Raw genomic sequence first — 26044 nt, 5'->3', positions numbered from 1 at the left:
CGCGGTCGCCGGCGGGGCCGTTCGGGAGGCTCGCCGAGGCGCCGCCGAGCAGCCGCTCGGCGGTGCGCTGGTCGAGCCGTCGGGCTCGCTGGTGCTCGCTCATCTCACCCCTTCAGCGCCCGTACCGCCGCTTTTGTCACTTCCGGCACCGGGCAGCGTGCCCGCCTGCGGCGCCGGGACCGCCCCGGAGACCGCCTCGGCGGTCCCCGCGAGCCGCTCGGACAGGCGGCGCAGCCCCCGGTGGGCGGCGGTGCGGATCGCGCCGGGCCGCTTCCCGAGCACCTTCCCCGCGGACTTGGCGTCCAGTCCCACCACCACGCGCAGCAGCACCGCCTCGGCCTGGTCGCGCGGCAGCCCGGCGATCAGCCGCAGCGCCTCCTCGGTGGCGATGCCGTCCAGGGCCAGCGCCTCGGTGTCGGACTGCGCGGCGAGCGTGAGCAGCTCCTCGGCGGGCGCGTCGGCGGTGGGCCGGCGGGACCGGCGGCGCAGGTGGTCCAGCGCGCGGTGCCGGGCGATCGTGGCGGCCCAGCCGCGGAACCCGTCGATGTCGCCGCGGAAGGCGGCCAGGTCGCGGGCGATCTGCAGCCACGCCTCGGACGTGACGTCCTCGGCGTCGGCGCCGACGAGCGCGCCCGTGAAGCGGATCAGCCGGGGCTGGACGTCCCGGTAGAGCACGCGGAAGGCCTCCTCGTCGCCCTCCTGGGCAGCGCGGAGCGCGCGGTCGAGGTCGTCCTCGCCGCCCGCGTCCTTTCGCCGCACTCGCGTCACCTGCGTCATTGTGCAGGCATTTCAGGTGTGGTGTGACATGTACGGGGTGCTCGGCGCTGACCGTTCTGAACGGCCGCACCGCCCGAGCGCGCGCGGCGTTCATCCCCGATGCGAAGTGATGGACGACATGATCCGCGATCTGCCTGCACACCCGCATGGCCCGGACGAGGGATCCGGCGCGGCACACGGCCGTCCCCGGGGCCCGAGGCACGCCGCACCCAGGCTGAACACCGTGCCTCTGACGCAGGCCGTGCCGCCGAGGCCCGCCGCGCCTCCGGGCGGCGTTTCGCCGGACGATCCCCGGGACACCGCGCCGGACGGGTCGCCGGTGTTCGTGGACGCGACGGGGCGGCGGCAGCGGCTGGCCCGACGGATCGGCCTCGTGGCGGGCGCGATCCTCGTGGTCTTCCTAGGCGCGCTGGGCATCGGGGCGGCTACGGGCGCCGCGGTCCCCGGGACGCCGTGGAACGCGCCGTCCACGCATCCTGATGGCGGACACCAGTCGGCCGGCGCGCGCGCTGGGAAACCGGCGGGCGAGCGTCAAGGCGGGGCGTCGAGCCAGCGGCCCCGTACCGTCCCGTCCGGGGCGTCGCCCAAGGCGCCCTCCGCGACCTCGCAGCCGGGGTCGGTGGCGGCGCCCGCCCGGTCCGCGTCGGCCGCGCCCAGCGCAAAGCCCACGGCGAGCACGACCACGAGCCGTCCGGGCAACTCGCACGCGAGCCCGCCCGCCTGGGGGCACACGAAGAAGCCGAGCTGAGGATGCGGCGAGGCGAACCGCGGGGCCACTGGATCCTGCTGCTCCTCGGCGGCCTGGCCCTGACCGTCCTGCTGCTGCTGGACGGGTACGCGCACGGCGCGGTCGGCGAGGCGCCGCGCAAGGACCCGGCGCACCCCGTCCCCGCGCCGTCCCGGGTCGCCTCCGGCGGCCCAGTGGTCAACCTGGCCGGCGGGACGCCGCACTCGCTGCGCATGCCGGCCAAGACGATCGCGCTGACCTTCGACGACGGCCCCGACCCGAAATGGACGCCGCGGATCCTCGACGTGCTGCGCCGCCACGGCGCGCACGGCACGTTCTTCGCCGTCGGCGCGCACGTCGCCGAGAACCCCGGCCTGACCCGCCGCATCCTGCGCGAGGGCAACGAGATCGGCTCGCACACCTACACGCACGTCGACCTCGCCACCGCCCCGGCCTGGCGCGCGCGCCTGGAACTCGACCTCACGCAGCGGGCGCTGGCGGGCGCGGCCGGGGTCCACACGCGGCTGATGCGGATGCCGTACTCGTCCGTCCCGGACGGGCTGACCGCGCCGGAATGGCGGGCGGCCGAGCGGGCGGGCAAGGACGGGTACGTCGTCGTCCTCACCGACCGCGACACCGAGGACTGGCAGCGGCCCGGCACCGAGAAGATCGTCGCGACCGCGCTCGCGGCGGACGAGCGCGGCCAGGGCGCCGTCGTCATGCTGCACGACGCGGGCGGCGACCGGGCGCAGACCGTCGCGGCCGTCGAGCAGATCATCGACCGGCTCCAGCCGCGCGGCTACCGCTTCACCACGCTCTCGCAGGCGATGCGGATGCCCGCCGCCGACATCGCCGTCTCCGGCCGGGAGAAGGCGATCGGCTGGACGCTGGTCGCCGCGCAGCGGACCGCGTCCGCGCTCACCGGCTGGCTCGGCGCGCTGTTCGGCGTCGCCGGAGCCCTGTACGTGCTGCGGCTCGTGCTGCTGCTGGTCTTCGCGCACGTACACGTCCGGCGCGTCCGGAAGCCGCCGGCCCGCCCCGCGTCGTACCCCGACCTCTCCGTCATCGTGCCCGCCTACAACGAGGAGGCCGGGATCGCGGCGACGGTCCGGTCGCTGCTCGACACCGACTATCCGGGCGCGTTCGAGGTGATCGTGGTGGACGACGGGTCGTCGGACCGCACCGCCGCGATCGTCGAGGGGCTCGCGCTGCCGGGCGTCCGGCTCCTGCGCAAGCCCAACGGCGGCAAGCCCAGCGCCCTGAACGCGGGCGCGGCCATGGCGCGCGGCGAGATCCTCGTGCTGGTCGACGGCGACACCGTGTTCCAGCGCGACACGCTCCGGCACCTCGTCGGGCCGCTCGCCGATCCGCGCGTCGGCGCGGTGAGCGGCAACACCAAGGTCGCCAACCGGGGCGGGCTCCTCGGCCGCTGGCAGCACATCGAGTACGTGATCGGCTTCAACCTCGACCGCCGGATGTTCGACGTGCTGCAGTGCATGCCGACCGTCCCGGGCGCGATCGGCGCGTTCCGCCGCTCGGTGCTGGCGCGGGTCGGCGGCGTCCCCGCCGACACGCTCGCCGAGGACACCGACCTGACCATGGCGATCTGCCGGTCCGGGCACCGCGTCGTGTACGAGGAGAAGGCGATCGCCTGGACGGAGGCGCCGTCGTCGCTGCGGCAGCTGTGGCGGCAGCGGTACCGCTGGTGCTACGGGACGATGCAGGCGATGTGGAAGCACCGCCGGTCGCTGGTGGAGCGCGGCGCGTCGGGGCGGTTCGGCCGCCGCTGCCTCACGTACCTGGCGGTGTTCCAGGTGGTGCTGCCGCTGTTCGCGCCCGCCGTCGACCTGTTCGCGCTGTTCGGCCTGGTCTTCCTGAACCCGGTGGGGCCGATCCTGCTCTGGGCCGGGTTCGTGGCCGCGCAGACGGCCGCGGGCGCGTACGCGCTCTGGCTGGACGGCGAGCGCGTCCGCCCGCTGTGGGCGCTGCCGCTCCAGCAGTTCGTGTACCGGCAGCTCATGTACCTGGTCGTCGTCCAGTCGGTGGTCACGGCGCTGCTGGGCTCGCGGCTCGGCTGGCACACGATCCGCCGCACGGGCACGTTCTCGGACGTCCCGCCGCAGCCCGCGTCCGCCCGCTGACGGAATCCGGTCCGGCGGGCGGGAACAATCCCGGGGGCCCCGGGGGTTACACATGACAGCCGGTGTGCCTGGTGTCCCCGGGCCTCACCTATTGCCTTCACGGAATACCGTCCGGCTGGAGCCGTGTTGAGCCTTTCGCCGAGAGGCGACCCGCACACCGGTGCTTGACCAGGGCCCCGCCGGGCCGCAAGACCCGGCGGGGCCTGGTCGTGTCCTGGGGTGCTGGTCGTGTCCGGGGTCGCCCGTCGTTTCCGGGGGGATGCCAGACTTGCCCGCATGAGTCTCGCGGCGCACCTGGAGGAGCTCGGCCGTCCGCTGGTCGAGGAGCAGCTGAAGCACCCGACCGTCCTCGGCATCGCGCGCGGGGACCTGGACGAGGCGGTCTTCCGCTCCTGGCTCGAACAGGACTACCTGTTCCTGCACGACTACGTCCGCGTGTTCTCCCGGCTCGCCTGGCAGGCCCCGTCCGCGCACCTCGGCGACCTCGTCGACCTGGCGCACGCGACCTTCCACGACGAGCTGGACCTGCACCGATCCCTGTCCGCCGAGTTCGGCGCGGACCTCGACGGCGCCCGCAAGGGCCCGGCCTGCGCCGCCTACACCGCGTTCCTGCTGGACAGCGCCGCCGACTACGGCGACGGTCTCGCCGCCCTGTACCCGTGCATGTGGGGCTACTCGACGCTGGGCGCCCGCCTCACCGAGGACCCGCCCGCCGAACCGCGCTACCGCCGCTGGGTCGACACCTACGCCGACCCCGGCTTCGCCGGGCTGACCCGCCGCATCGCCCAGATGATCGACGAGTCCGGCGCCGATCCCGCCCGCGCCGAACGCCTGTTCCTCGACGGAATGCGCCACGAACTCGCCTTCTGGGACGTCCCGCTCTAGCACCCCCGGCGCGGGTTTCACATGAAACAGCGAGCGCGCGGCCCCCGATCCGGGGGCCGCGCGCTCGTCCGGGGCCGTCAGCGGGCCGGCTCGACCTCCGGACGGGCCGGGGCCGCGGCCGCCGGGGCCGGCGCGGTGTCGCCGTTCAGTGCCTTGAACCTGCGGAGCCGCAGGCTGTTGCTGACCACGAAGACCGACGAGAACGCCATCGCGCCGCCCGCGATCATCGGGTTGAGCAGCCCGGTCGCCGCCAGCGGCAGCGCCGCCACGTTGTAGGCGAACGCCCAGAACAGGTTGCCCTTGATCGTGCGGAGCGTGCGCCGGGACAGCCGGATCGCGTCCGCCGCGGCCCGCAGGTCGCCGCGGACCAGGGTCAGGTCGGACGCCTCGATCGCCACGTCCGTCCCGGTGCCCATCGCCAGGCCGAGGTCGGCCTGGGCGAGCGCGGCGGCGTCGTTGACCCCGTCGCCGACCATCGCGACCGTCCGTCCCTCGCCCTGCAGGCGCTTGACGACGTCGACCTTGTCCTGCGGCAGGACCTCGGCGATGACCTCGTCGATCCCGACCGCGTCCGCGACCGTCCGGGCGACGGTCTCGCTGTCGCCGGTGAGCAGGACGGGCCGCAGCCCCAGCGCCCGCAGCTGCCCGATCGCCTCCGCCGAGGTCGGCTTGACCTGGTCCGCGACGGTGATCACCGCGCGGGCCTCGCCGTCCCAGCCGACCGCGACGGCGGTCCGGCCCTGCGACTGCGCCTCCGCCATCGCCCGCTCCAGCTCGGCGGTCAGGTGCTGCGACCATTCGGCGAGCAACTGTGGCCGACCGACCAGGACGCCGTGCCCGTCGACGATCCCCTGCACGCCCAAGCCCTCGACGTTGGCGAAGTCCTCGACCGTGCCGAGGGTGCCGACGCGCTCGGTCGCGCCCTTGGCGATGGCCTGCGCGATCGGGTGCTCGGACGCGTTCTCCAGCGCCCCCGCCAGCCGCAGCACGTCCGCCTCGTCCACGCCGTCGGCGGTGTGCACGTCCACCAGCGCCATCCGGCCGGTGGTGACGGTGCCGGTCTTGTCCAGCACGACCGTGTCGATCGCGCGGGTCGACTCCAGCACCTCCGGGCCCTTGATCAGGATGCCGAGCTGCGCGCCGCGCCCCGTCCCGACCATCAGCGCGGTCGGGGTGGCCAGGCCGAGCGCGCACGGGCAGGCGATGATCAGCACCGCGACCGCCGCGGTGAACGCCCCGGCCAGGCCGGAGCCGGTGCCGACCCAGAAGCCCAGCGTCGCGACCGCCAGCGCGATCACCACCGGGACGAAGATCCCGGAGATCCGGTCGGCGAGCCGCTGCACCTGCGCCTTGCCGGTCTGCGCGTCCTCCACCAGCCGCGCCATCTGCGCGAGCTGGGTGTCGGCGCCGACCCGCGTCGCGCGGACCAGCAGCCGCCCGCCGGCGTTCACCGTCGCGCCGACCACCGCGTCGCCCGGCGCGACCTCCACCGGGACGGACTCGCCGGTCAGCAGCGACGCGTCCACCGCCGACGACCCCTCGGTCACCACGCCGTCCGTCGCGATCTTCTCGCCGGGACGGACCACGAACACGTCGTCCACGGCGAGCTTCTCGACCGGGATCCGCTCCTCGCGCCCGTCGCGGACGACCGAGACCTCCTTGGCGCCCAGCTCCAGCAGCGCCCTGAGCGCGGCGCCCGCGCGGCGCTTGGACCGCGCCTCGAAGTAGCGGCCCGCGAGGATGAACGCGATGACGCCGGACGCGGCCTCCAGGTAGATGTTCATCGACCCGTCCGAGCGGGTCATGGAGAACTCGAACCCGTGCTTGAGGCCCGTCTCCCCGGCGGTGCCGAAGAACAGCGCCCACAGCGACCAGCCGAACGCGGCGAGCGTGCCGACCGACACCAGCGTGTCCATCGTCGCGGCGCCGTGCCGCAGGTTCGTCCACGCGGCCTTGTGGAACGGCCAGCCCGCGTACACCACGACCGGCGACGCCAGCGTCAGCGACAGCCACTGCCAGTTGTCGAACTGCAGCGCCGGGACCATCGCCATCGCGATCACCGGGACCGCCAGGACGACCGACATGACCAGCCGCTGCCGCAGCGTGCGCAGCCCGTCGTCGGGCTCCCCGCCCGCGTCGCCCTCGCCCTCGCCCTTCGGCGGGGCCGGCAGCTCGGCGGTGTAGCCCGCCGCCTCCACCGTGGCGACCAGGTCCTCCGGCGATACCCCCGCCGGGAACTCGACCTTCGCCTTCTCGGTGGCGTAGTTGACCGTCGCGGTGACGCCCTCGAGCTTGTTCAGCTTGCGTTCGATGCGGTTGGCGCACGACGCGCACGTCATCCCGCCGATCGCCAGCTCGATCCGCCCGGATTCCGCTTCTGGCACGGCGCCGGTGGTCATCGCTCCTCCTTCGCTTCGACCGTACGGGATGTCAGTGGGTGTGCTCGCCGTGGCCCTCGCCGTGGCCCTCGTCCTGGCCGCCCTGCTCGACCGGCCCGGACGACGCCCCCGCCGTCACGGTGAACTCCGCCGTGCGGACCTTGCCGGCGTGCTGGAAGTCCAGGTACAGCCGGTACGTCCCCGCGCTGGGCGCCTCGGCGTAGAAGGTGATGGCGGGGCCCGGCTTCGTCTTGCCGTCGCCCGGCTCGCCGTCCGGGTGGACGTGCAGGTAGGCCAGGTCGCCCTGCCGCAGCGCGACCAGATGCCCGTACGCCTCCAGGTACGGCTCCAGGTCGGTGACGGGCCGGCCGTCCTTGCCGACCGTCAGCGTCAGCTTGCTCGCCTTGCCGGGGGCCAGCGCCCCGGCCAGCTTCACCTCGTAGCCGTCCACCTTCGCGACCTGCTCCGGCTCCGGCAGCGGAACCGGCTGGAAGTCGCCCGGGGCGGCGACGTCGACGCCCAGCGTCAGCGCCTCCTTCGCGCCCTCCGGCTGGACGTCGGTGAAGAACCGGTACGCGCCGGCCTCCGGCAGGACGACCGCGACCGCCCACACGCCGCCGCCGACCTCGGTCGGGTGCAGGTGCTGGAAGCCGGACAGGTCGCGGCGCGCGATGATCAGGTGCAGCCGCTTGCCGTGCAGCGGCGTGAACCCGGTCACCGGCCTGCCGTCCGGGCCGTCGATGGTGAACCGGAAGTCGGTCGGCACGCCCGGCCGGACCGTGGTCGTCCGCGGGTGCAGGGTGTAGCCGTCCTGGCTGACCTGCAGCCCGCCGGGGACCGCCGTGCCCGCCGCCGTCCCGCCGTGGGATCCGTGCGCGCCGTGCCCGCCCTCGTCGGCCTTGCCGACCGGGCCGGCCACCGTGCCGATCCCGGCGGCGCCGCCGAAGACGACGGCCAGCCCTGCCACGTAGGCGCCCAGCTTGGTCGCGGTGTTCATCGTCCTTCACTCCACTCGTCTCGGCCCTGGTTCCCAGGGCGGCAGGCCTCAGGCCTGCAGGGCGTATCCCGCCTCCTCGACGGCGCCCTTGATCAGGGCGTCGTCGACGGGGGCCTCGCTGGTGACGGTCACTTGGCCGGTCTCGAGGTCGACGTCGACGGCGGTGACGCCGGCGACCTGCTCGACCTCCTCGGTCACGGAGGCGACGCAGTGGCCGCAGGTCATCCCGGTGACGGTGTAGGTGGCGGTGCTCATCTCTCGTCCTCCCTCGTCGTTGTACCCCCTGGGGGTATCTGCACGACCTCATGGTGCCACAACCCGAACACCCCGCACAACCCGTACCCCCTAGGGGTTATTTCGAGATCCGGGTCACAGCCCGTCGCGCGGAGTTATCCACACCCTGTGCGGCGGCCCGGATGAGCCGCCGCACGGCGCTTTGTCGATATTCATCGAGGTATTCACCCCGGAACGCCCCGCCGCCGCGCCGAACCGCGCGCCATGCACAAGGTTTTCCACAACCTTCCCCAGCCCTGTGGACAGTCCGGGGAGGTCGCCGGGCGCGGGGCGCCGCCGCCATCGATGATCTCGCGATCCGCGCTCCCGGGGGAGGTCCTTGCGCAGGTCCGCCGCATGGCTGCCGGACCGTTTACCTTGGAGGGGTCACGGTCGGCGAGTGGAGGTCCGATGCCCGAGTTGCCCGAGGTGGAGGCGCTGGCGGCGTTCCTGCGCGAGCGCGTCGTCGGCCATGCCGTCGCGCGCGTCGACGTCCTCGCGATCTCCGCGCTGAAGACCTACGACCCGCCCGTGACCGCGCTCGGCGGGCTGACCGTCACCGGCGCGACCCGGCACGGCAAGTTCCTCGACCTGGACGTCGACGGCATCCACCTCGTCATTCACCTGGCCCGCGCCGGCTGGCTCCGGTGGCGCGACGAGGTGCCGACCCGGCCCGCCCGCCCCGGCGGGAAGAACCCGCTCGCCCTCCGCGTCCACCTCGACGACGGCTCCGGCTTCGACCTCACCGAGGCCGGCACGAAGAAGGGCCTCGCGGTCTACGTCGTCCGCGACCCGAACGACGTGCCCGGCGTGGCGACCCTCGGCCCCGACCCGCTCGACGAATCGTTCACCGCCGACCGGCTGCGCGAGATCGTCGCGGGCAAGCGCACGCAGATCAAGGGCCTCCTGCGGGACCAGAGCGTCATCGCCGGCATCGGCAACGCCTACTCCGACGAGGTGCTGCACGTGGCGAAGATGTCCCCGTTCAAGATCGCCGCGACGCTCACCGACGACGACGTCGCGACCCTGCACGAGGCGATCGTCGCGACGCTCCGCGACGCCGTCGACCGCTCGCGCGGCCTGGAGGCCCAGGACCTCAAGGGCGAGAAGAAGACCGGCCTCCGCGTGCACGGCCGCAAGGGCCAGGAATGCCCGGTGTGCGGCGACACGATCCGCGAGGTGTCGTTCGCCGACTCGGCCCTGCAGTACTGCCCCACCTGCCAGACCGGCGGCAAACCCCTGGCCGACCGCCGCCTGTCCCGCCTCCTCAAGTAACCCTCAGGCGCCCACCTCGACGTCGGCCACGACCATCTTGTCGAGCTCGTACTCGTCGAGGTCGGGAAGGTTCCAGCGCTCGCCCGGCCTGATCTGGTGGAACCGGAACGTCGCGTTCGTCTCGTTCGCGCCCAGGATGCAGCGGACGGCGGCGGGCGGGTCGAGGGCGCGGACGAGCCGGGCGAACTCCAGGGCGAACGCGACGCCCTGCCGGAGCAGCACGCGCTGGTCGTCCTCGGAGATCGCGGGGACGCCGTCGGTGACGTCGACCGTCACGTCGACGGCGTCCTCGAGGTGGAACGAGCTGTCGGCGCACTCCCAGGCCGTCAGGTCTCGGAAGATCCCCGGGGCGCCGGCCGCGTTCGCGGTCGAGTCCGCCCAGGTCAGGACGGCGCCGCGGCGGGCGATGCCGGTGCGGATCCGGTCCCGGAGCCCGGCGGCGAGGCCGCCCGGCGGCTCGGCGGCGGCCGGTCCCCGCAGCAGGCCGAGGGAGTCGAGCGCGGCGTCGTTCATCCGCAGCGAGAACATGCCGCCCATGGTGGCAGCGCGGGGCGAGTCCGAGGGCGCGGCCCGGATCGACGCCTGGATCCGGGTGCGCACGCCCTGCTCCGGCTGCGGCCGTGACCGCACGTGGGCGGGCGGGTCAGCGGACCTTGGGGACGGGGCCGAAGACCGGGGCGATCTCCGTCCAGCGGTGCAGCTGGCAGCCGTCGTTGCGCTTGAAGGTCGTGTCGACGGGCTTGCCCTGCCAGGTGCCCTTCACCGTGGCGACCTCGGGGCCGCCGTAGATGTCGGTGCACATCCGGTCCTTGGGGACGGGCGCGAAGGGGTCCTTGACCTTGGTGAGGGCGGCGCAGGCGTCGGCGGCCTTCGGATGGTCGCCGCCGGCCGGGGCGCAGGTCAGGGTGTAGGTCTTGGCGGGGGCCTGGGCCGATGCCTTGACCTGGATGGTGAGGCTGTCGGCCGAGGGGCTCGAGGGCCGCACCGCGGCGGTGCCCGAGGGCCGCTCCGCGGGAAGGGTCTTGGCGTGTTCGTCGCCGCAGGCGGCCAGTGAGAAGATCATGGCGAGCCCGGACGAGGCGAGGATGAGCGTCCGATACCGCATGCGTGATTCGACGCAGGGGGGCTTCGCGCGGTTCCATGGGGGTGTGATGATTTTCGGGGACGAGGTTCCGGCGGTGGTCGCCGCCGACGTTCCGCAGGGCGGTTACCTGCTGGACGTGCGCGAACAGGACGAGTGGGAGGCCGGGCACGCGCCCGAGGCCGTGCACATCCCGATGGGGCAGCTGGGCGACCGGGCCGGGGAGATCCCGCGGGACCGGGAGATCTTCGTGATCTGCCGGTCGGGGGCGCGGTCGGCGCAGGTGACGGTGGCGCTGAACCAGGCGGGCTGGCTGGCGAAGAACGTGGACGGCGGGATGAAGGGCTGGGCCGAGGCGGGCCGGCCGATGGAGAACGGCGGGGACGGCGAGCCCTACGTGGCCTGACCGACCCTCGGAGATATGCACCCTTTGTAGGGGTTGCGGGCGGTTGTACGATCGGTGCCGACCGATAACCGCGGGAGCTCGGGCCACAAGCCGGGCTGAGAGGGCGGCCGTCCTGGCGTCGCCGACCGCATGAACCTGTCCGGGTAATGCCGGCGTAGGGAGCGTGTCCCGTGACGTCCGACGTCGAAAAGACCCTCGCTGACGCGCGTCCGCGCAACGAGGTCCCGTACACCCTCGACGAGCCCGCCCCGAAGGTGCTCGGCTTCTGGGACCAGAGCGCGTTCTGGGCGAACCTCGGGGTGAGCCTGCTCGCCTTCTCCGGCGCGTACACCGTCCTCGCGCCCGGCGCGGACGGCAAGCCGACGCTGGCGATCGCGGCGGGCATCGCCGCGATGATCGTCGGCACCGTGCTCGGCGGGCTGATGCTCGGCCTGGCCGCCGTGCCGGGCGCGCGCACGGGGCAGCCGGCGATGGTGCTGCTGCGCGGGCTGTTCGGCGCGCGGCTGTCGTACGTGCCGACGGTGCTGAACATCGCGCAGCTGGTCGGCTGGGGCACGTTCGAGCTGATCGTGATCGCGGACGCGGCGCGCGAGCTGTGGGACGGGGTGCCGCGCTGGGGGTACGTGGTCGCGGCCGGGGTGCTCACGACGGTGCTGACGATCTGGCCGCTCGGGTCGGTGCGGCTGCTGCGCCGGTACGTGACGGTCGCGGTGATCGTCGCGCTGGGCTACTTCTACGTGCAGCTGGTCCGGCAGCCGCTGCCGGATCTGAACCATGGATCGTGGCACGGATTCTGGATCGGCGCGGACGCGGCGCTGGCGGTGTCGATCTCGTGGGTGCCGGTCGCCGCCGACTACACGCGGCACGCGAAGAGCGCGCGCGGAGCCTTCGGCGCGGCGTCCGTCGGGTACTCGGTGACCCAGATCGTCGCGTACGTGCTCGGGCTGCTGGCCCTGGCGCTCGTCGCGGGCGACACCGACCGGGTGTTCGACCCGTTCCTGCACGTCGCGCTGGGCGCGGTGTTCTTCGCGGTGTTCGTGCTGCGGGAGGCCGACCAGTCGTTCGCGAACGTGTACTCCACCGCCGTGTCGATCCAGAACCTGGTGCCGCGCGCCGACCGGCGCGTCCTGTCGGTCGCGCTCGGCGCGGGGATCACCGTGCTGGCACTGGTCCTGGACATCAACGACTACGCGGGCTTCCTGTCGCTGATCGGGTCGGTGTTCGTGCCGATGCTGGGCGTGCTCGCGGCGGACTTCTTCCTGGGCCGGGGCCGCGCCGGGGGATGGGACGCGAGCCGCACCGCGCCGTCCCGGTGGAGCATGATCGCCGCGTGGGCGGTCGGCATCGTCGCCTACCAGCTGATCAATCCGGGCACCGTCGGCTGGTGGGCGGACCTGTGGCAGCACGTGCGGGACGCGCTGCGCTTCACCCCGCAGAGCTGGATGAGCGCGTCGCTGCTGTCCTTCCTCGCCGCGGCCGCCGCGACGCTGCTGATCGGCTGGGCGGGCGCCGCCCGCCGGCCCGGTATTACCCGACGGTAGGGTTGCCGCAGCCGCGCGCCGACGGATGCGCCGCGCCCGCCGGAAAGGCACGACGGAGATGGCCGATTTCCCGGACCCCGGGCCGCTGACGTGGCGTTCTTCCCTTCGCCGGGGCCGCTTTGTGGGAACTTTTCGGCGCCGATCGCCCGGCGCCGTGCCGGGCTCCGGTGGCACGATGACAGACGTGCAGCACGTCCACGACCCGATCGCGCGCGCCGTCATCGAGAGCGCCGCCGACGCGATCGTGGCCGTCGACCAGAAGCACCGCGTCACCGTCTGGAACCCGGCCGCGGAGCGGATGTTCGGCTGGACCGCCGAGGAGATGGTCGGGCGCGTCCCGCCGATCGTCCCGGACGAGCTGAAGGCCGAGCACAACGCCGTCCAGGAGCGGCTGCTCACCCGGCGCGCCGGGGAGGGCGAGTCGGAGAAGGAGGGCGGGCAGATCTCGATCGCGACCCGCCGGTTCCACCGGGACGGCCGGCTGATCGACGTGCGGATCGACACGAGCCTGCTGAAGGACCCGGCCGGCACCCCGCTCGGCTGGGTGGGGGTGTACCACCCGGCGGAGGACGACGAGATCGTCCAGCACCACATGACGGAGCGGGCCCGGCTCGTCCGGCGGCTGAACGACATCGTCGCCGACCTGAACGCCGAGCTCGACCTCGCCGTGGTGCTCGACCGGATCACGACCGCGCTGATCGAGCTGACCGGCGCGGACGCGGGCGGCTTCGTGCGGATCGAGGGGCAGCGGCTGCGCCTGGTCAGCACGTCGGGGCTGCCGGAGCACATGCGCGGGACGACCGCCGAGCTGCGCCCGAGCCTGGTCGGGGAGCTGCTGCGGTCCGGCAAGACGGTGAAGCTCGCGACCGGCGAGCAGCGGCTCGGCGACCTGATCTGGTCCGAGCTGCCCGGGCTGCACACCGTCGCGCTCGGCCTGTCGTACCTGCAGAACCGCCCGTACGGGGCGCTGTACGCGCTGTTCTCCGGGCGCAAGATCGGGCACACCGAGCTGGAGCTGCTGGAGCTGCTCGCCGGGCACGCCGGCGTCGCGGTCGGCAACGCGGTCGCGTACGCGGAGGTCGTCCGGCAGCGGGCGCACGAGCGCGCGGTGATCGACTCCAGCGCGGACGGCATCGCGGTGCTGGACCACGACCTCGTCGTCCGGCAGTGGAACCCGGCCGCGCACGCCCTCACCGGCATCCCGCCGGAGGACGCGATCGGCCGGCCGCTGCCGTTCGACATGCCCGCGCTCGGCGAGATGCTGACGTTCCCGCTGGAGTCCGGGGTCTGGCTGAACGTGCTGGCCGCGGAGATCGAGGAGACCGGCGAGCTCGTCGTCGACTTCCGCGACGTGACGGAGGCGAAGGCGCTGGAGGAGGCGAAGGACCTGTTCCTCGCCACCACCAGCCACGAGCTGCGCACCCCGATCACGGTCGTGCAGGGGTTCGCGTCGACGCTGGTCAACCGGTGGGACGAGCTGCCCGACCTCGACCGCCGCGCCGCCGTCGCGACGATCGCCGAGCGCGCCCAGTCGCTCGGCCGGCTGGTGGAGCACCTGCTGCTCGGCTCCCGCGCGGGCCGCGACGAGCTGGCCGTGACGGTCGAGCCGTTCGACCTGGCGCGGGTGCTGGAGGGCGTCGTCGCGGGGTTCCGGTCGCTGTCGGACCTGCACCGGGTGGAGCTGGAGATCGAGCCGGGCCTTCCGTTGTGCCGGGGCGACGCGATGGCGACCGACATCGTGCTCGGGCAGCTGCTGGAGAACGCGTTCAAGTACAGTCCGGACGGCGGGACGGTCCGGGTCCGCGCGCAGGCGGTCACGCAGGCGGGCGCGCAGGGGATCGCGGTGACGGTCGAGGACGAGGGGATCGGCATCCGCCCCGGCGACCATGAGCGGATCTTCGAGCGGTTCGTGCAGGGCGAGGCGGGGGACCGGCGCCGGTTCGGCGGCATCGGCCTCGGCCTGTACATCGTGAAACGGCTGACCGAGGCGCAGGGCGGGGCGATCTCGGCGCATCCCGGCACGGGCGGCGAGTCGGGCACCTGCATGCGGCTCGTCCTGCCCGCCGAATGACCGCCCGCCGCCCGCAGAATGACCGCCCGGTCGGTCACTTACCGTGAGGACAGCGGTCCGGATGCGGACGGGTGAGTCCGTTGTGGCGCGCGGTTTGAGCGATCCTGACTGGTGGCAGGGTTGCTCCGTGCGGGAAAGTACGGTGGCCACCCGGTGTGACGGACGAAACGCGCGCGCGAGGAGTAACCCGTCCTCCGGCTGGATAGATCCTTGGGTGGCCGCCGCCGGTGATGGGATCACGGGCCGGCGCCGGGTTCCGACACCGCAGACGGGGGTGATCACCGTGACCGGACGGGCGGTGACTCGTTGTGCAGGTGGCGACCGGCCTCGCTCAGGTTTCCGGCCCCTGCCATCAGGGCATTTCGGTCGTACCGGAAGAGCGGCGACGGGACTCGTCCGAGAGAGCGGAACCACGGGGAGGTGAGGGCGTCGAGCGTCGTACTGCTGCCACACGCGCCGTCCAGCGTCGCGGTCGCCCGCCGGCGCCTCAGCTCGGAACTGGCCGCCTCGGGGGTCTACGAGTCGGTCGTGGACGACGCCAGCGTCATCGTCAGCGAGCTGATCAGCAACGCGCTGCGGCACGCCAGGCCGCTGCCCTCCGGGCAGGTCCGGGTCTGCTGGCTGCGCCGCGGCGACGTCCTGGAACTGGAGGTCAGCGACGGGGGCGCGATGACCGAGCCGCGCCGCGGCCCCGGCACCCTGTCCTCGCTCGGCGGCCGCGGGCTCGGCATCGTCGAGGCTCTGGCGGAGGGCTGGGGCGTCCGGCACGAGGACGGCGCCACCACCGTGTGGGCGGTGCTGCGCACCCCGCGCGCGCCCGGCGGCGAGGACGCGGTCTCACCTGCGCGTTCGGACGGCGTCGTACCCGATCTCGCCGCCTTCCCGGACCTCATGGACGACCCGGAGGACGACCTCTACGACGGAACGAGGAATGAGGTGGCCCCAAGTAGGGCATACCCCGCCTAGAGGGACCACTGCCGCACCTTGTATGGTCCTCAACAAGCTCGGGCGCTGTCGTGCCCCCGTCGACACCGCCCGAGCGTCCAACGTGGGAAAGGCCCCGGCGTCGCGCCGGGGCCTTTCGCGTTCCGAGCACGGTCGCGGCCCGCGTCAGGGGGCGTCACGCAGGATCGGGCAGGACATGCAGCGCGGGCCGCCCCGCCCGGTGCCGAGCTCGCTGCCGCTGATCCGGATGACCTCGATCCCCGACGCCTCCAGCTGCGCGTTCGTCTCGATGTTGCGCTCGTACGCCACGCACAGCCGGGGCGCGACGGCGAGCGTGTTGTTCCCGTCGTCCCACTGCTCCCGCTCGGCGGTCACCGGGTCGAGACCGGTGTCGATCACCTTCAGCCGGTCCAGGCCCATCGCGTCCGCCGCCGCCTCCAGGAACGGGCGCGGCCCGGCGACCCGCAGCTCGCCGCCGTCCAGCGTCACCGTGTACGCGGTCAGCGAGTGCGCGACCGGCGGGTACATCACGACGGTGTCGACGTCGACCATGGTGCAGACCGTGTCCAGGTGCATGGTCGCCCGCTCCTGCGCGATCGGCACCGCGAGGACCGTGTGCGCCAGCCCCGCCCCGATCACCTGCCGCGCCAGGCGCTCCACGCCCGCCGGGGTCGTCCGCTCGCCCGTCCCGACCGCGATCACGCCCGGGCAGAGCAGCAGCACGTCGCCGCCCTCCAGGTGCTCCAGCTCCGGCGAGTACACCGGCTCCACCCCGTCGAACCGCGGATGGTGCGCGTAGATCAGCCCGGTGAGCTGCGCCTCCCGGCGCCGCGCCTCCATCGCGAGGCTCGTCACCGCCACCCGGTCGCCGATCCAGGCGCTGTTGTCGCGGGTGAACAGCAGGCCGGGCAGCGGGTCCACGATGAAGTCGAGCCGGTCCATCAGCCGGTACACCAGGCCGTGCCCGGACTTCAGCTCCTCGTGCGCCAGCCCCGCGACCAGCGTCTGCGCCAGGTCCTCCGGGTCGAGGTCGCGCAGGTAGCCCTCCACGACGCGGCGCAGCTGGTCGCCGAGCCGCAGGTCGACGATCGCGTCCGCGATCGCCTGTTCGCGCGCCCCCTCGTACTCCAGCGCGTCCTGGAGCAGCTCGGTGACGTACAGCACCTCGACGCCGCGCTCCCGCAGCGCCTCCGCGAACGCGTCGTGCTCCTCCTGCGCGCGGCCCGCCCACGGGATCGCGTCGAACAGCAGCTTGTCGCTGTTGCGCGGCGTCAGCCGCTTCAGCTCCGCGCCCGGACGGTGCAGCAGGACCGTCCGCAGCCGCCCGACCTCGCTGGTCACCCGGTGCTCGTGCACGTCCGGTGCCGTCGTCCCCGTTGTCTGCGTCACACCAGAAGTCTAGGTCGGCCCGTTCCGCCGGAGCCGGCGGGCCGTTCCTGTGTCACGATCCGAGGGTGATCCGGGGGCTTGCGTTCCATTTGACCGCCGCGACGCTGCTGCGGGTGTCCGCGGAGGGCGTCGCGACGGCGCTCGTCCTGACCGTCCAGGCCCGGACGGGGCACGCCGCCACCGCCGGCTACCTGCAGACCGCGATGACGCTGCCGTACGTGATCAGCGGGCCGGTGATCGGCAACGCGGTGGACCGGCTGCGGCGCCCGCGCCGCGCGATCGTGCCGATGGCGCTCGCCTACGCCGGCGCGACCGGCCTGCTGCTGGCGATGGCGGGCGGCTCGCCGCTGGTCGCGGCGCTGTGCGTCGCCGCCGTGATCGGCTGCACCGAGCCGATCGTGGTGGCGCTGACGAGCCTGCTGCCGCGGTTCGTCCCCGCCGACCGGCTGTCGCGCGCGTACGGGCTGGAGGCGTCGAGCTACAACGTCGCGGCGATCGTCGGGCCGGGGCTCGCGGCGGGCGTCGCGTCGCTCGCGGGCGGGCAGTACGCGGGGACGGCCATCGTCGCGAGCGCCGTCCTCGGGCTCTGCGTGCTGCCGCTGCTGCCCTTCGCGGGCCCGGACTCCGCGGCGGCCTCGGACGCCTCGGCCCCGGCACCGGCCGGGCGCGCGGCGGACCCCGACCCGGGCGCGTCCGCAGAGGTGGGACGCGCCGAGGCGGGACGGGCCGCGGACGCGGGGCGGGCCGCGGAGGCGGGCAAGGGCGCGATCGCCGAGCGGGACATCGGCGAGGTCACCGAGGACGCCCGGTCCGGCCTCGCCGACGTGATCGCGGGCGGGCTGGTCGTGCTGGCGCGCGGGCGGGTGCTGCGCGCGGTGACGGTGGCGACGACGCTGGCGTGGCTGGGGTTCGGCGGGGTCGCGGTGACGGCGGTGCTGCTCGCTCAGCACGTCGGCGCCCCGGCCAGCACGGGCGGGCGGCTGCTGGTCGCGATGGCGGTCGGGTCGCTGCTCGGGTCGCTGGCGTCGAGCCGCTGGCTGACGCCGCGGCACGGCGAGCGGGTGCTGGTCGGCGGGCTCGTCGCGTTCGGCGCGGCGCTGGCGGCGGTCGCGCTGGCGCCGTCGGCGGGGTGGGCGATGGCGGCGTTCTGCGCGGCGGGCCTCGCCGAGGGGCCGGTGTTCGCGGCGACGCTGATGCTCCGCCAGCGCGAGGCGCCGCCGGACCGGCTCGGCCAGGTCAACACGACCGGCGGCAGCCTCAAGATCGGCGCGTCCGCGCTGGGCGCGGCGCTCACCGCGGCGTGCGCGGACGCGGTCGGCCCGGTCGGGCTCGTGCTGGCGATCGCCGCGCTCCAGTTCGCCGGGGCGGCGTCCGGCTGGCTCCTGCTGCGACCGCGCCGGCCTCGGTCTATTCCTTGACGGTTATATTTCTGGTGAGGCATATTGAGTGACATGGCAACCGCCGTCTGGCACGCGCTCGCCGACCCCGGCCGGCGCGCCATCCTCGACCGGCTGCTGCAGGGGCCGCGGCCGGTCGGCGACCTGGCCCGCGCCTGCGGCCTGAGCCAGCCCGGCACGTCCAAGCACCTGCGCGTGCTGCGCGAGGCCGGGCTGGTCGACGTCGAACGCGACGCGCAGCGCCGGCTGTACGCGATCCGCCCCGCCCCGATGGCGGAGCTGGACGCCTGGCTCGCGCCCTATCGGCGGTTGTGGAACGCGAGCCTGGACGCGCTGGGCGACCGGCTGGACGGGGCGGACGTCCCGCCCGCCGCCCCGCCGGGTCCCGGCGCCACCGAGAGAGGCGAGACATGATCATCACGAATCCCGGCGGCTACCTCGAGATCGGCGGGCGCCCGGCCGTCCGCTTCGAGCGGATCTACGACCATCCCGTGGACCGGGTCTGGCGCATGGTCGCCGACCCCGCCGAGCTCGCGCACTGGTTCCCGTCCCCGAAGGTCGTCATCGAGCCGGTCGCCGGCGGGGCGATCACCTTCTCCGGCGACCCGAACATGCCCGAGGCGACGACGAGCGGCCGGATCATCGACTACGACCCGCCGCGCCGGCTCGCCTTCACCTGGGGCGGCGACGAGCTGCACTTCGACCTCGAACCGCTCGACGGCGGCCGGACCCGGTTCGTCCTCACCAACGTGCTCGAAGCCCGCGACACGGCGGCGCGCAACGCGGCGGGCTGGGACGTCTGCCTGTCCGCGCTCGACGCCCGCGCCGAGGACCGGGCCGCCGAGCAGCCCGCCTGGAAGCCGAGGTACGACGCGTACGTGGCGGCGGGTCTCCCGTCCGGCGCCCCGATCCCCGGCCAGGACTGAACCGGGGACCAGGGACCGGAGACGGGGGCGGCTAGGACTCGCGTACGGCCCGGTAGGTGAGGAGCGGCATGCCGTCGCCGACCATGCGGGTCCCCGCCAGCCGCATGGGCTTCTTCGCGCTCGTCTCGCCGAAGAGCCGCTGCCCGGCCCCGAGGACGAACGGGAAGACCAGCAGCCGCAGCTCGTCGGCCAGGTCGTGCTCGATCAGCGTGGGCACGAGCCGGCCGCTGGCGTAGACGATGATGTCCCCGTCCACCTTCTGCTTCAGCGTCGCGATCTCGTGGACGGGGTCGCCGCCGAGGACGGTGGTGTTCTCCCAGCCGAGGTCCTCCAGCGTCGAGGACACGACGTGCTTGGGCAGGGCCCGCAGCCGGTCCGCCCAGGCGCCGGTCCGCGACGGCCAGCCTCGCGCGATGAAATACTCGTAGCTGCCGCGACCCATGAGCAGCGCTTCGGCGCCCATCGCCTCCGCGGCCTCGGTCTCGGCCCACGCGGCGCGGTCCTCGTCCCGCATCCAGTCGAACCAGCCGCCGAACCTGCCGTCCCCCTCCTCGGGGGCGATCTCGATGACCCCGTCGAGCGAGACGTTCTCGCTGATGACGATCCTTCCCATGGCGCTTCTCCCATCGGTGTGTCGCTGCCGTCACCGATGCAGATGCCGGGATCCCGGAAAAGGGGGCGGCCGCGGACCGCCCCTTTCCGGGCGCGGCCGGCGTCCGTACAGGATGGGAAGCGAACGGCCGCGGAGGAGAGGTGGCGAGCGCCGATGGGGACCGACCTGATCGCGCGGGCACGGGCGGGGGACGGCGAGGCGTTCCGCGAGCTGACCGAGCCGCACCGCCGGGAGCTGCAGGTGCACTGCTACCGGATGCTCGGCTCGTTCCAGGACGCCGAGGACGCCCTCCAGGACACCCTGCTCGACGCCTGGCGGGGCCTCGGCGGGTTCGACGGCCGCGCCTCGATGCGCACCTGGCTCTACCGGATCGCCACGAACCGGTGCCTGAGCACCCTCCGCTCGGCGGCCCGGCGCCCCGCGAAGGCCTGGGACATCCCCGGCGTCGAGCCGCCCGAGCCGACCCGGCTCGGCGAGATCGTGTGGCTGGAGCCGTTCCCCGACGCGCTCCTCGAAGGCGCGCCGCCCGTGCCGCTCGGCCCCGAGGCCCGCTACGAGCGGACCGAGTCGGTCTCGCTGGCGTTCGTGACGGCGCTGCAGGCCCTGCCGCCCCGCCAGATCGCCGTCCTCATCCTCCGCGACGTCCTCGGGTTCCACGCGGACGAGGTGGCCGGGATGCTGGACACGACCGTCGACTCGGTGAAGAGCGCCCTCAAGCGGGCGCGCGCCGGCCTGCGGCAGCGGCAGGCGGCGCTCGCCGGAGACGAACCGGCCCCCGCCGCCGGCTCGCCCGCCGAGAACGCCGTCGTGGCGGACTTCGTCCACGCCTGGGAGGCCGCCGACATCGGCGCGCTGGTGGCGCTGCTGACCGACGACGCCTTCGTGTCCATGCCGCCGCTGCCCTTCGAGTACGAGGGGCGGGACGTCGTGGCGGGCTTCTGCGCGGGCCTGTTCGACGCGGGCCGGAGGTTCGACCTCGTGCCGACGCGCGCCAACGGACAGCCGGCGTTCGGGAGCTACCTGCGCGGCCCCGACGGCGCCCGCCACGGGACCGGCCTGTACGTCCTCACGCTCGCGGGCGGGCGGATCCGCGCCATGACCCGCTTCGAGACCGGCGTGCTCGCCGCGTTCGGCCTGCCCCGCTCGCTCCCGCCCCGGTAGCACCGCCGTACGGCCCGTGCCGGGTCTCCGGCGCGGAGGGTTTGCTAAACGGGACGTCGTTCCGTATCGTTGAAACGGGACATCGTCCCGCTTAACCGTGGCGCCCCAGCGCGCGCCCGTCCACCGCGAAAGGAACCACGGACCATGCCGCGATCACCCGGTTTCGGAATCATGACCGCGCCGACGCAGGTCGGCTACGACGACGTCCTGCGGGTCTGGCGCGAGGCCGACGCGATCCCCGAGATCGGCCACGCCTGGCTGTTCGACCACCTCATGCCGATCGGCGGCGACCCGGACGGCCCTGCCTACGAAGGCTGGACGCTGCTGTCGGCGCTCGCCGCGCGGACGCGCCGGCTGCGCCTCGGCCTGCTGGTGACCAGCAACCGGTTCCGGCCGCCCGCGATGCTCGCCAAGATCGCCACCACCGTCGACATCGTCTCCGGCGGCCGGCTCGACTTCGGCATCGGCGCGGGCTCGCGCCCGGGCCACCCGCTCGCCCGGCGCGAGTACGAGGCGCACGGCCTGCCCTTCCACGGCTTCGAGCACTCCGTGGAGAGCCTCGCCGAAGCGTGCACGATCATCCGGCGGCTGTGGACGGAGCCCGAGCCGTTCGACTTCGCCGGCGCCCATCACCGGCTGACCGGCGCGTTCGGCAACCCCAAGCCCGTCCAGAGCCCGCACCCGCCGATCCTCATCGGCGGCCGCTCGTCCGCGACGCTGCGCGTGGCCGCCGAACACGCCGACCTGTGGAACATTCCGGGCGGTGACATCGCGGACGTCACCGCCCGCAGCGCCCTGCTGGACCGCTACTGCGCCGGCATCGGCCGCGACCCCGGCTCGATCACCCGCTCCGTCCACCTGCCCGCCTCCTACGACGAGCCCGGAGCGACCAGGGCCGCGATCGGCGAGGCGCTCGACGCCGGCTTCCGGCACTTCGTCCTCTCGCTGCCCGCGCCCTATCCCGAGGGCGCCGCGCAGTGGGCCGCCGACGAACTGATCAAGCCGTTCGCCTGACTCATCGGGAGGCCGGCGCCGCCAGGAGGGCGTGGCGGCGCGCCCACGCGGTGATCGCGGCGGCGATGGCGTCCGGACGGTCCTCCGGGGCGTGGTGGCCGGCCGGGCCGCCGCGCTCGATCTCCAGGTTCGCGATGTGCTCGGCGCACCAGGCGGCCATCGCCGGACCGATCCCGAGGGTGGGCGAGGACTCGAAGGTGATCAGCAGCTGGGGACGTCGTGGCTGGTGGCCAGCCACTCGTCGTACCGCTCGACACGCGCGTGCACGTCGGCGGGCTCGCCGTCGACCGGCATCGAGCGCGCCCACTGCAGGATCGGCCGGCGGCTCTCCGGCGTGGGGTAGGGCTCCAGGTACCGCCGGATCTCGTCCTCGCCGAGCGGTGTGAGGACGCCGCCGGTGAACGCGGTCTCGACGAAGAAGTCCGATTCGAGCACCAGCTTCTCGCCCTCGGGGCCGCGCATCGCCTCGGTCCGGGCGCGGGGCGCTTCGCCCAGCTCGTCCCAGGTCATGGGCTTGACGATCGTCTCGAAGAACGCGATGCCGCGCACGCGCCCCGGGTGCCGCGCCGCCCAGTCGAAGCCGAGCGCGCCGCCCCAGTCGTGGCCGACCAGGACGACCTCGTCCAGGCCGAGCGCGTCGAACCAGGCGTCCAGGTAGCGGGCGTGGTCGCCGAAGCGGTAGGGGATGTCCGGCTTGCCGGAGCGGCCCATCCCGATGAGGTCGGGGGCGAGCAGCCGCCCGCCCCCGCCGACCGCGGGCAGCACCCGCCGCCACAGCCGCGACGAGCCGGGGTTGCCGTGCAGGAAGACGACGGGCGCGCCGTCGCCGGTCTCCTCGTAGTACATCGTCGAGCCGAGCGCGTCGATCACCGGCATGGGAACCTCCAGGATTCGTCGGCCACACCAACGTTGGCCGTACCAATGAATTTACATCGTTGGTCGCACCAACGCAACGGCCGGAAAATCGATCGACTTCTCCCGGAGTGCTCCGTACTGTGCGGAGCATGTTCTTCGCGGCCGGCACCCGGACGCTCGCAGGCCACCGCCTGCTGAGCGCGGTGCCGGCTGCCTTCCTTTCGGCAGCGGCAGCGGCGATCGCCGACGACGGCGTCCGACGCTGACCCCTCTCCGTCCCGCCTCCGGAGAACCAGCGGAGGGGGGTTGGCCAAGCGAACGCGGCGCGCCCGCACGGGCGCGCGCGGGTTCTCACGTTCCGAACACCGTGAGGACGAACCAATGGCGAAGAAGCTGTACGAGCGGGACAAGCCGCACCTGAACATCGGCACGATGGGGCACGTCGACCACGGGAAGACGACCCTCACCGCGGCGATCACCAAGGTGCTGGCCGAGCGCGGGCTGGCGTCCGCCGTGCCGTTCGAGGGCATCGACCGCGCCCCCGAGGAGCGCGACCGCGGCATCACCATCAACGTCGCGCACGTCCAGTACTCCACCGCGACCCGGCACTACGCCCACGTCGACATGCCCGGCCACGCCGACTACGTGAAGAACATGATCACGGGGGCGGCGCAGGTGGACGGGGCGGTCCTGGTCGTCTCGGCGCAGGACGGCGCGATGCCGCAGACGCGCGAGCACATCGTGCTGGCGCACCAGGTCGGCGTCCGGCACATCGTCGTCGCGCTCAACAAGGCCGACGCGGTGGAGGACACCGAGCTGCTCGACCTCGTCGAGCTGGAGGTGCGCGAGCTGCTCACCGAGTACGGGTTCCCCGGCGACGAGGTGCCGGTGGTCCGGGTGTCCGGGCTGAAGGCCCTGGAGGGCGACCCGTACTGGACGGCCCGGATCGGCGACCTGCTCGACGCGATCGACGCGTACGTGCCGGTCCCGGACCGGGTGCTCGACAAGCCGTTCCTCATGCCGGTGGAGAGCGTGCTCACCATCACCGGGCGCGGCACCGTCGTGACCGGCGTGGTGGCGCAGGGCTCCGTCCGGGTCGGGGACGCGGTGGAGGTCGTCGGGCTCGGCGCGTCGTTCGGCTCGGTCGCGACCGGGCTGGAGACGTTCGGCCAGTCGATGGACCACGCCGAGGCGGGCGACAACACCGCGATGCTGCTCCGCGGCGTGCGGCGCGACCAGGTGCGGCGCGGCCAGGTCGTCGCGGCGCCGGGCGCGATCCGCCCGCACACCCGGTTCCGGGCGCGGGTCCGGGTGCTGACGGCGGCGGAGGGCGGCCGGAGCAGGCCGTTCTTCCACGGGTACCGGCCGCAGTTCCACTTCCGGACCACGGACGTGGTCGGCGGCGTGGACCTCGGCGGCGAGGGCGGCATGGCGATGCCGGGCGACGCCGTCGACATGGCCGTCGAGCTGGGCCGGCCCGTCGCGATGAGCGAGGGGCTCGGGTTCGCGATCCGGGAGGGCGGCCGGACGGTCGGCGCCGGGACGGTCGTCGAGCTGCTCGACTAGGGCGGCGCCGGAGGGTCCGGCGGGTCGATGGAGGCCCGCCGGACCCCTCCTCGTTTGTCGACTTGTCGTCCCTTGGGCGGGCCATGGGTTCTGGCGGACCGGAACCGGCGCCGAATGCGTGACCGGACGGTCGCGAATCAGTGGCGGACAAGATCGCGATGTGGTGGGATCTCTCCCAACATCCCCGCTGATTTCCCCCTCATGGAGAACGTGTGCGAGCCCCCCGCGCTCTGATTCCCCTGCTTTCGGTCTGCGGAGCCGCCGCCGTCGTCACGGCCGCGGGCGTCGGCGCCGACATCGACGGGCTTCCGGGCGGCGGCCCGGCGCACGCCGACGGCGCCGTCCGCATTCCGCCGCCCAAGGCGACGATCACGGCGGTGGACTGGAACGTCTGCGGCGCGGCGGAGGCCGGCTGCCCGCTCGGCGCCCGGCCCGCCGAGCTCGCCAAGCGGGTCGCCGGGCAGCTGCACGTCACCGAGGTCGGCGGGCGGAAGGTCCACGCGAACGCCGCGTTCCTCCAGGAGGTCTGCTCGGGGCAGGTGCAGGCGCTGAAGCGGGCGTCCTGGTTCTCCACGTGGAGCTGGGAGTTCGCCGCGTATCCGGACGGCCCGACCTGCGTCGGCGGCCAGGGACGGCTCGGTATCGCGCTCGGCGCGCGCGCGGCACTGAGCGGCGTCCAGACGACGCGGCTGCCGTCGCCGTCGGGCAAGCGGCGCGTCGCGCTGTGCGGCGAGGCCGCGGCGTGGCGGACGCGCCTGTGCGTCACGCAGTTCAGCCCGTCCGCCGAGGACCCGCAGGGCGAATGGCGGCGCAAGCAGGGCCGCGCCTACGCCGCGCTCGCGGGCACCGGCGCCCGTGTCGTCGCGGGCGGCGACCTCGCCGAACCGCCGGAGAACGCGGCGCTCGACCCGCTGTACCGCGCCTTCGCCGAATGCGACCAGTCCGGGACGGCCCGCACCGGCGCGAAGACCCTTCAGGACTGGCAGGGCACGGCCGTGGAGAAGGACGACTACCTGTTCATCACGAAGTCGGCGACCGTCTCCTGCACCGTTCCTACCGCGACCGGCAAGTCCTCCGACCACCGTCCCGTGTCGGCGGTCATCCGCTTCCGCTGACCCGGCCGCCCGGCCCGGCTACTCCTGGCCGGCGGGCGGCGCCAGGACGCGGTCCGTGAGACGGCTCAGAAGGAACCACGGCGCCGCCAGCGCGACCACGGCCTGCGGAATGCGCAGGGCCGACGCCAGCGGTACGGCGAGGATCGCCAGCGTGCCCGCGAGGCCCACGAGCAGCAGGAGAAGGCCCGTGAGGTTGGGGGACGGCGTGCTGCGGGCCCGCCGCGCCAGCCAGACCGCCAGCACGGCGACCAGCAGCCCGCTCGCGAGCCCGGCGCGGACGACCGGGTCGCCGGAGACGAGCAGGAGCAGCGCCGTGAGCGCGCCCGTGATGACCGCCGAATAGAGGAACGCCCGCCGCGGGCTCGCCATCCATCCGGGCCGCACCGCGGAACCCGCGGGTTCCGCGCGGTCCGGTGCCCCCGCCCACGGCCGCGACCCGGTCGGCGGGACCGGTGGGGGCGGGGGCGGGACTGGCCGGGGCGGCTCCGGCTGCTGCCGCTCGGGCGGCGAG

Annotated in this window: 25 protein-coding genes, 1 pseudogene and 1 riboswitch; of the genes and pseudogenes, 14 read left to right on the top strand and 12 right to left on the bottom strand. The window is 73.9% G+C overall.

Annotation, left to right across the window (positions count from 1 at the left end; all coding sequences use genetic code 11):
- Window positions 1-99: 99 nt before the first annotated feature.
- A complete protein-coding gene (locus F9B16_RS33960; protein ID WP_225992189.1) occupies window positions 100-759 on the bottom strand; it encodes an RNA polymerase sigma factor in 660 nt (219 codons plus the stop codon).
- A gap of 549 nt (window positions 760-1308) precedes the next feature.
- Window positions 1309-1554: a hypothetical protein gene (locus tag F9B16_RS33955; protein ID WP_151544307.1), complete on the bottom strand. Its 246-nt coding sequence runs from the start codon at window positions 1552-1554 to the stop codon at window positions 1309-1311.
- On the opposite strand from F9B16_RS33955, the gene F9B16_RS33950 reads away from it, so the two are divergent.
- Together F9B16_RS33950 and F9B16_RS33945 are read left to right on the top strand one after the other, a co-directional pair.
- Entirely contained in the window at window positions 1528-3645 is a 2118-nt protein-coding gene (locus F9B16_RS33950; RefSeq protein ID WP_151544306.1) for a bifunctional polysaccharide deacetylase/glycosyltransferase family 2 protein, read from the top strand. The genes F9B16_RS33955 and F9B16_RS33950 overlap by 27 nt on opposite strands.
- Before the next feature lie 276 nt (window positions 3646-3921).
- Complete coding sequence (locus tag F9B16_RS33945) at window positions 3922-4530, top strand: TenA family protein (RefSeq protein WP_151544305.1); 609 nt, start codon at window positions 3922-3924, stop codon at window positions 4528-4530.
- 77 nt (window positions 4531-4607) lie between these two features.
- Here the strand turns inward: F9B16_RS33945 and F9B16_RS33940 are convergent, their stop codons facing one another.
- Genes F9B16_RS33940 through F9B16_RS33930 form a run of 3 tightly spaced genes read right to left on the bottom strand, consistent with a single transcriptional unit; the run spans window position 4608 to window position 8160 of the window.
- Window positions 4608-6929 carry a heavy metal translocating P-type ATPase gene (locus tag F9B16_RS33940; protein WP_151544304.1) on the bottom strand — a complete coding sequence of 774 codons (2322 nt, stop codon included), beginning with the start codon at window positions 6927-6929 and terminating at the stop codon, window positions 4608-4610.
- Window positions 6930-6960: 31 nt separating this feature from the next.
- A complete protein-coding gene (locus F9B16_RS33935) occupies window positions 6961-7905 on the bottom strand; it encodes a hypothetical protein (protein ID WP_151544303.1) in 945 nt (314 codons plus the stop codon).
- A gap of 48 nt (window positions 7906-7953) precedes the next feature.
- On the bottom strand, window positions 7954-8160 hold the full coding sequence (locus tag F9B16_RS33930; RefSeq protein WP_151544302.1) for a heavy-metal-associated domain-containing protein: 207 nt from the start codon (window positions 8158-8160) through the stop codon (window positions 7954-7956).
- Between the two features lie 429 nt (window positions 8161-8589).
- On the opposite strand from F9B16_RS33930, the gene F9B16_RS33925 reads away from it, so the two are divergent.
- Window positions 8590-9453, top strand: a complete 864-nt coding sequence (locus F9B16_RS33925) for an Fpg/Nei family DNA glycosylase (protein WP_151544301.1) — start codon at window positions 8590-8592, stop codon at window positions 9451-9453.
- 3 nt (window positions 9454-9456) lie between these two features.
- On the opposite strand, the gene F9B16_RS51425 is transcribed toward F9B16_RS33925, so the two are convergent.
- Window positions 9457-10053, bottom strand: coding sequence for a hypothetical protein (locus F9B16_RS51425; protein WP_192809126.1), 597 nt, complete (start codon window positions 10051-10053; stop codon window positions 9457-9459).
- A 43-nt stretch (window positions 10054-10096) separates the two neighbouring features.
- A complete protein-coding gene (locus tag F9B16_RS33915) occupies window positions 10097-10558 on the bottom strand; it encodes an SSI family serine proteinase inhibitor (RefSeq protein WP_151544300.1) in 462 nt (153 codons plus the stop codon).
- 49 nt (window positions 10559-10607) lie between these two features.
- Here F9B16_RS33915 and F9B16_RS33910 point away from each other — a divergent pair, with 49 nt between their 5' ends.
- The 4 genes from F9B16_RS33910 (at window position 10608) to F9B16_RS33895 (ending at window position 15518) form a co-directional block, all read left to right on the top strand.
- Window positions 10608-10940: a rhodanese-like domain-containing protein gene (locus F9B16_RS33910; RefSeq protein WP_404800538.1), complete on the top strand. Its 333-nt coding sequence runs from the start codon at window positions 10608-10610 to the stop codon at window positions 10938-10940.
- Between the two features lie 60 nt (window positions 10941-11000).
- Window positions 11001-11118: riboswitch (TPP riboswitch) on the top strand.
- Window positions 11111-12481 carry a purine-cytosine permease family protein gene (locus F9B16_RS33905; RefSeq protein WP_151544299.1) on the top strand — a complete coding sequence of 457 codons (1371 nt, stop codon included), beginning with the start codon at window positions 11111-11113 and terminating at the stop codon, window positions 12479-12481. Its footprint overlaps the riboswitch before it by 8 nt.
- 175 nt (window positions 12482-12656) lie before the next feature.
- A complete protein-coding gene (locus F9B16_RS33900) occupies window positions 12657-14552 on the top strand; it encodes a PAS domain-containing protein (protein ID WP_151544298.1) in 1896 nt (631 codons plus the stop codon).
- Between the two features lie 420 nt (window positions 14553-14972).
- Entirely contained in the window at window positions 14973-15518 is a 546-nt protein-coding gene (locus F9B16_RS33895; RefSeq protein WP_225992188.1) for an ATP-binding protein, read from the top strand.
- Between the two features lie 144 nt (window positions 15519-15662).
- Here the strand turns inward: F9B16_RS33895 and F9B16_RS33890 are convergent, their stop codons facing one another.
- Complete coding sequence (locus F9B16_RS33890) at window positions 15663-16886, bottom strand: arginine deiminase (protein WP_225992187.1); 1224 nt, start codon at window positions 16884-16886, stop codon at window positions 15663-15665.
- 65 nt (window positions 16887-16951) lie between these two features.
- Between F9B16_RS33890 and F9B16_RS33885 the strand changes: the two genes are divergently transcribed.
- The 3 genes from F9B16_RS33885 to F9B16_RS33875 are packed head-to-tail and all read left to right on the top strand — an operon-like array spanning window position 16952 to window position 19209.
- Window positions 16952-18304: an MFS transporter gene (locus F9B16_RS33885; RefSeq protein WP_192809125.1), complete on the top strand. Its 1353-nt coding sequence runs from the start codon at window positions 16952-16954 to the stop codon at window positions 18302-18304.
- Window positions 18305-18337: 33 nt separating this feature from the next.
- Window positions 18338-18697, top strand: a complete 360-nt coding sequence (locus tag F9B16_RS33880; protein ID WP_151544296.1) for an ArsR/SmtB family transcription factor — start codon at window positions 18338-18340, stop codon at window positions 18695-18697.
- Complete coding sequence (locus F9B16_RS33875) at window positions 18694-19209, top strand: SRPBCC family protein (protein ID WP_151544295.1); 516 nt, start codon at window positions 18694-18696, stop codon at window positions 19207-19209. The genes F9B16_RS33880 and F9B16_RS33875 overlap by 4 nt, the downstream gene beginning before the upstream one ends.
- Window positions 19210-19240: 31 nt before the next feature.
- Here F9B16_RS33875 and F9B16_RS33870 read toward each other — a convergent pair whose 3' ends face one another.
- Complete coding sequence (locus F9B16_RS33870) at window positions 19241-19822, bottom strand: dihydrofolate reductase family protein (RefSeq protein WP_151544294.1); 582 nt, start codon at window positions 19820-19822, stop codon at window positions 19241-19243.
- Window positions 19823-19975: 153 nt separating this feature from the next.
- On the opposite strand from F9B16_RS33870, the gene F9B16_RS33865 reads away from it, so the two are divergent.
- Complete coding sequence (locus tag F9B16_RS33865) at window positions 19976-20983, top strand: sigma-70 family RNA polymerase sigma factor (RefSeq protein ID WP_151544293.1); 1008 nt, start codon at window positions 19976-19978, stop codon at window positions 20981-20983.
- A gap of 171 nt (window positions 20984-21154) precedes the next feature.
- Window positions 21155-21997 carry an LLM class flavin-dependent oxidoreductase gene (locus F9B16_RS33860; RefSeq protein ID WP_225992186.1) on the top strand — a complete coding sequence of 281 codons (843 nt, stop codon included), beginning with the start codon at window positions 21155-21157 and terminating at the stop codon, window positions 21995-21997.
- Between the two features lies 1 nt (window position 21998).
- Here F9B16_RS33860 and F9B16_RS53015 read toward each other — a convergent pair whose 3' ends face one another.
- Both F9B16_RS53015 and F9B16_RS33855 read right to left on the bottom strand, forming a co-directional pair.
- On the bottom strand, window positions 21999-22235 hold the full coding sequence (locus tag F9B16_RS53015; protein ID WP_225992185.1) for a hypothetical protein: 237 nt from the start codon (window positions 22233-22235) through the stop codon (window positions 21999-22001).
- Window positions 22199-22873, bottom strand: coding sequence for a haloalkane dehalogenase (locus F9B16_RS33855; RefSeq protein WP_225992184.1), 675 nt, complete (start codon window positions 22871-22873; stop codon window positions 22199-22201). The genes F9B16_RS53015 and F9B16_RS33855 overlap by 37 nt, the downstream gene beginning before the upstream one ends.
- A 360-nt stretch (window positions 22874-23233) precedes the next feature.
- Between F9B16_RS33855 and tuf the strand changes: the two genes are divergently transcribed.
- Both tuf and F9B16_RS33845 read left to right on the top strand, forming a co-directional pair.
- Window positions 23234-24418 carry an elongation factor Tu gene (gene tuf, locus F9B16_RS33850; protein ID WP_151544291.1) on the top strand — a complete coding sequence of 395 codons (1185 nt, stop codon included), beginning with the start codon at window positions 23234-23236 and terminating at the stop codon, window positions 24416-24418.
- Window positions 24419-24630: 212 nt separating this feature from the next.
- On the top strand, window positions 24631-25533 hold the full coding sequence (locus F9B16_RS33845; protein WP_151544290.1) for an endonuclease/exonuclease/phosphatase family protein: 903 nt from the start codon (window positions 24631-24633) through the stop codon (window positions 25531-25533).
- Between the two features lie 18 nt (window positions 25534-25551).
- Here the strand turns inward: F9B16_RS33845 and F9B16_RS33840 are convergent.
- A pseudogene (locus F9B16_RS33840) lies at window positions 25552-26044 on the bottom strand (hypothetical protein); the annotation flags it as partial.

It is taken from the genome of Actinomadura montaniterrae, assembly GCF_008923365.1.
Taxonomy (GTDB): Bacteria; Actinomycetota; Actinomycetes; order Streptosporangiales; family Streptosporangiaceae; genus Spirillospora; species Spirillospora montaniterrae.
This window is presented reverse-complemented; position numbering and strand designations above follow the sequence as displayed.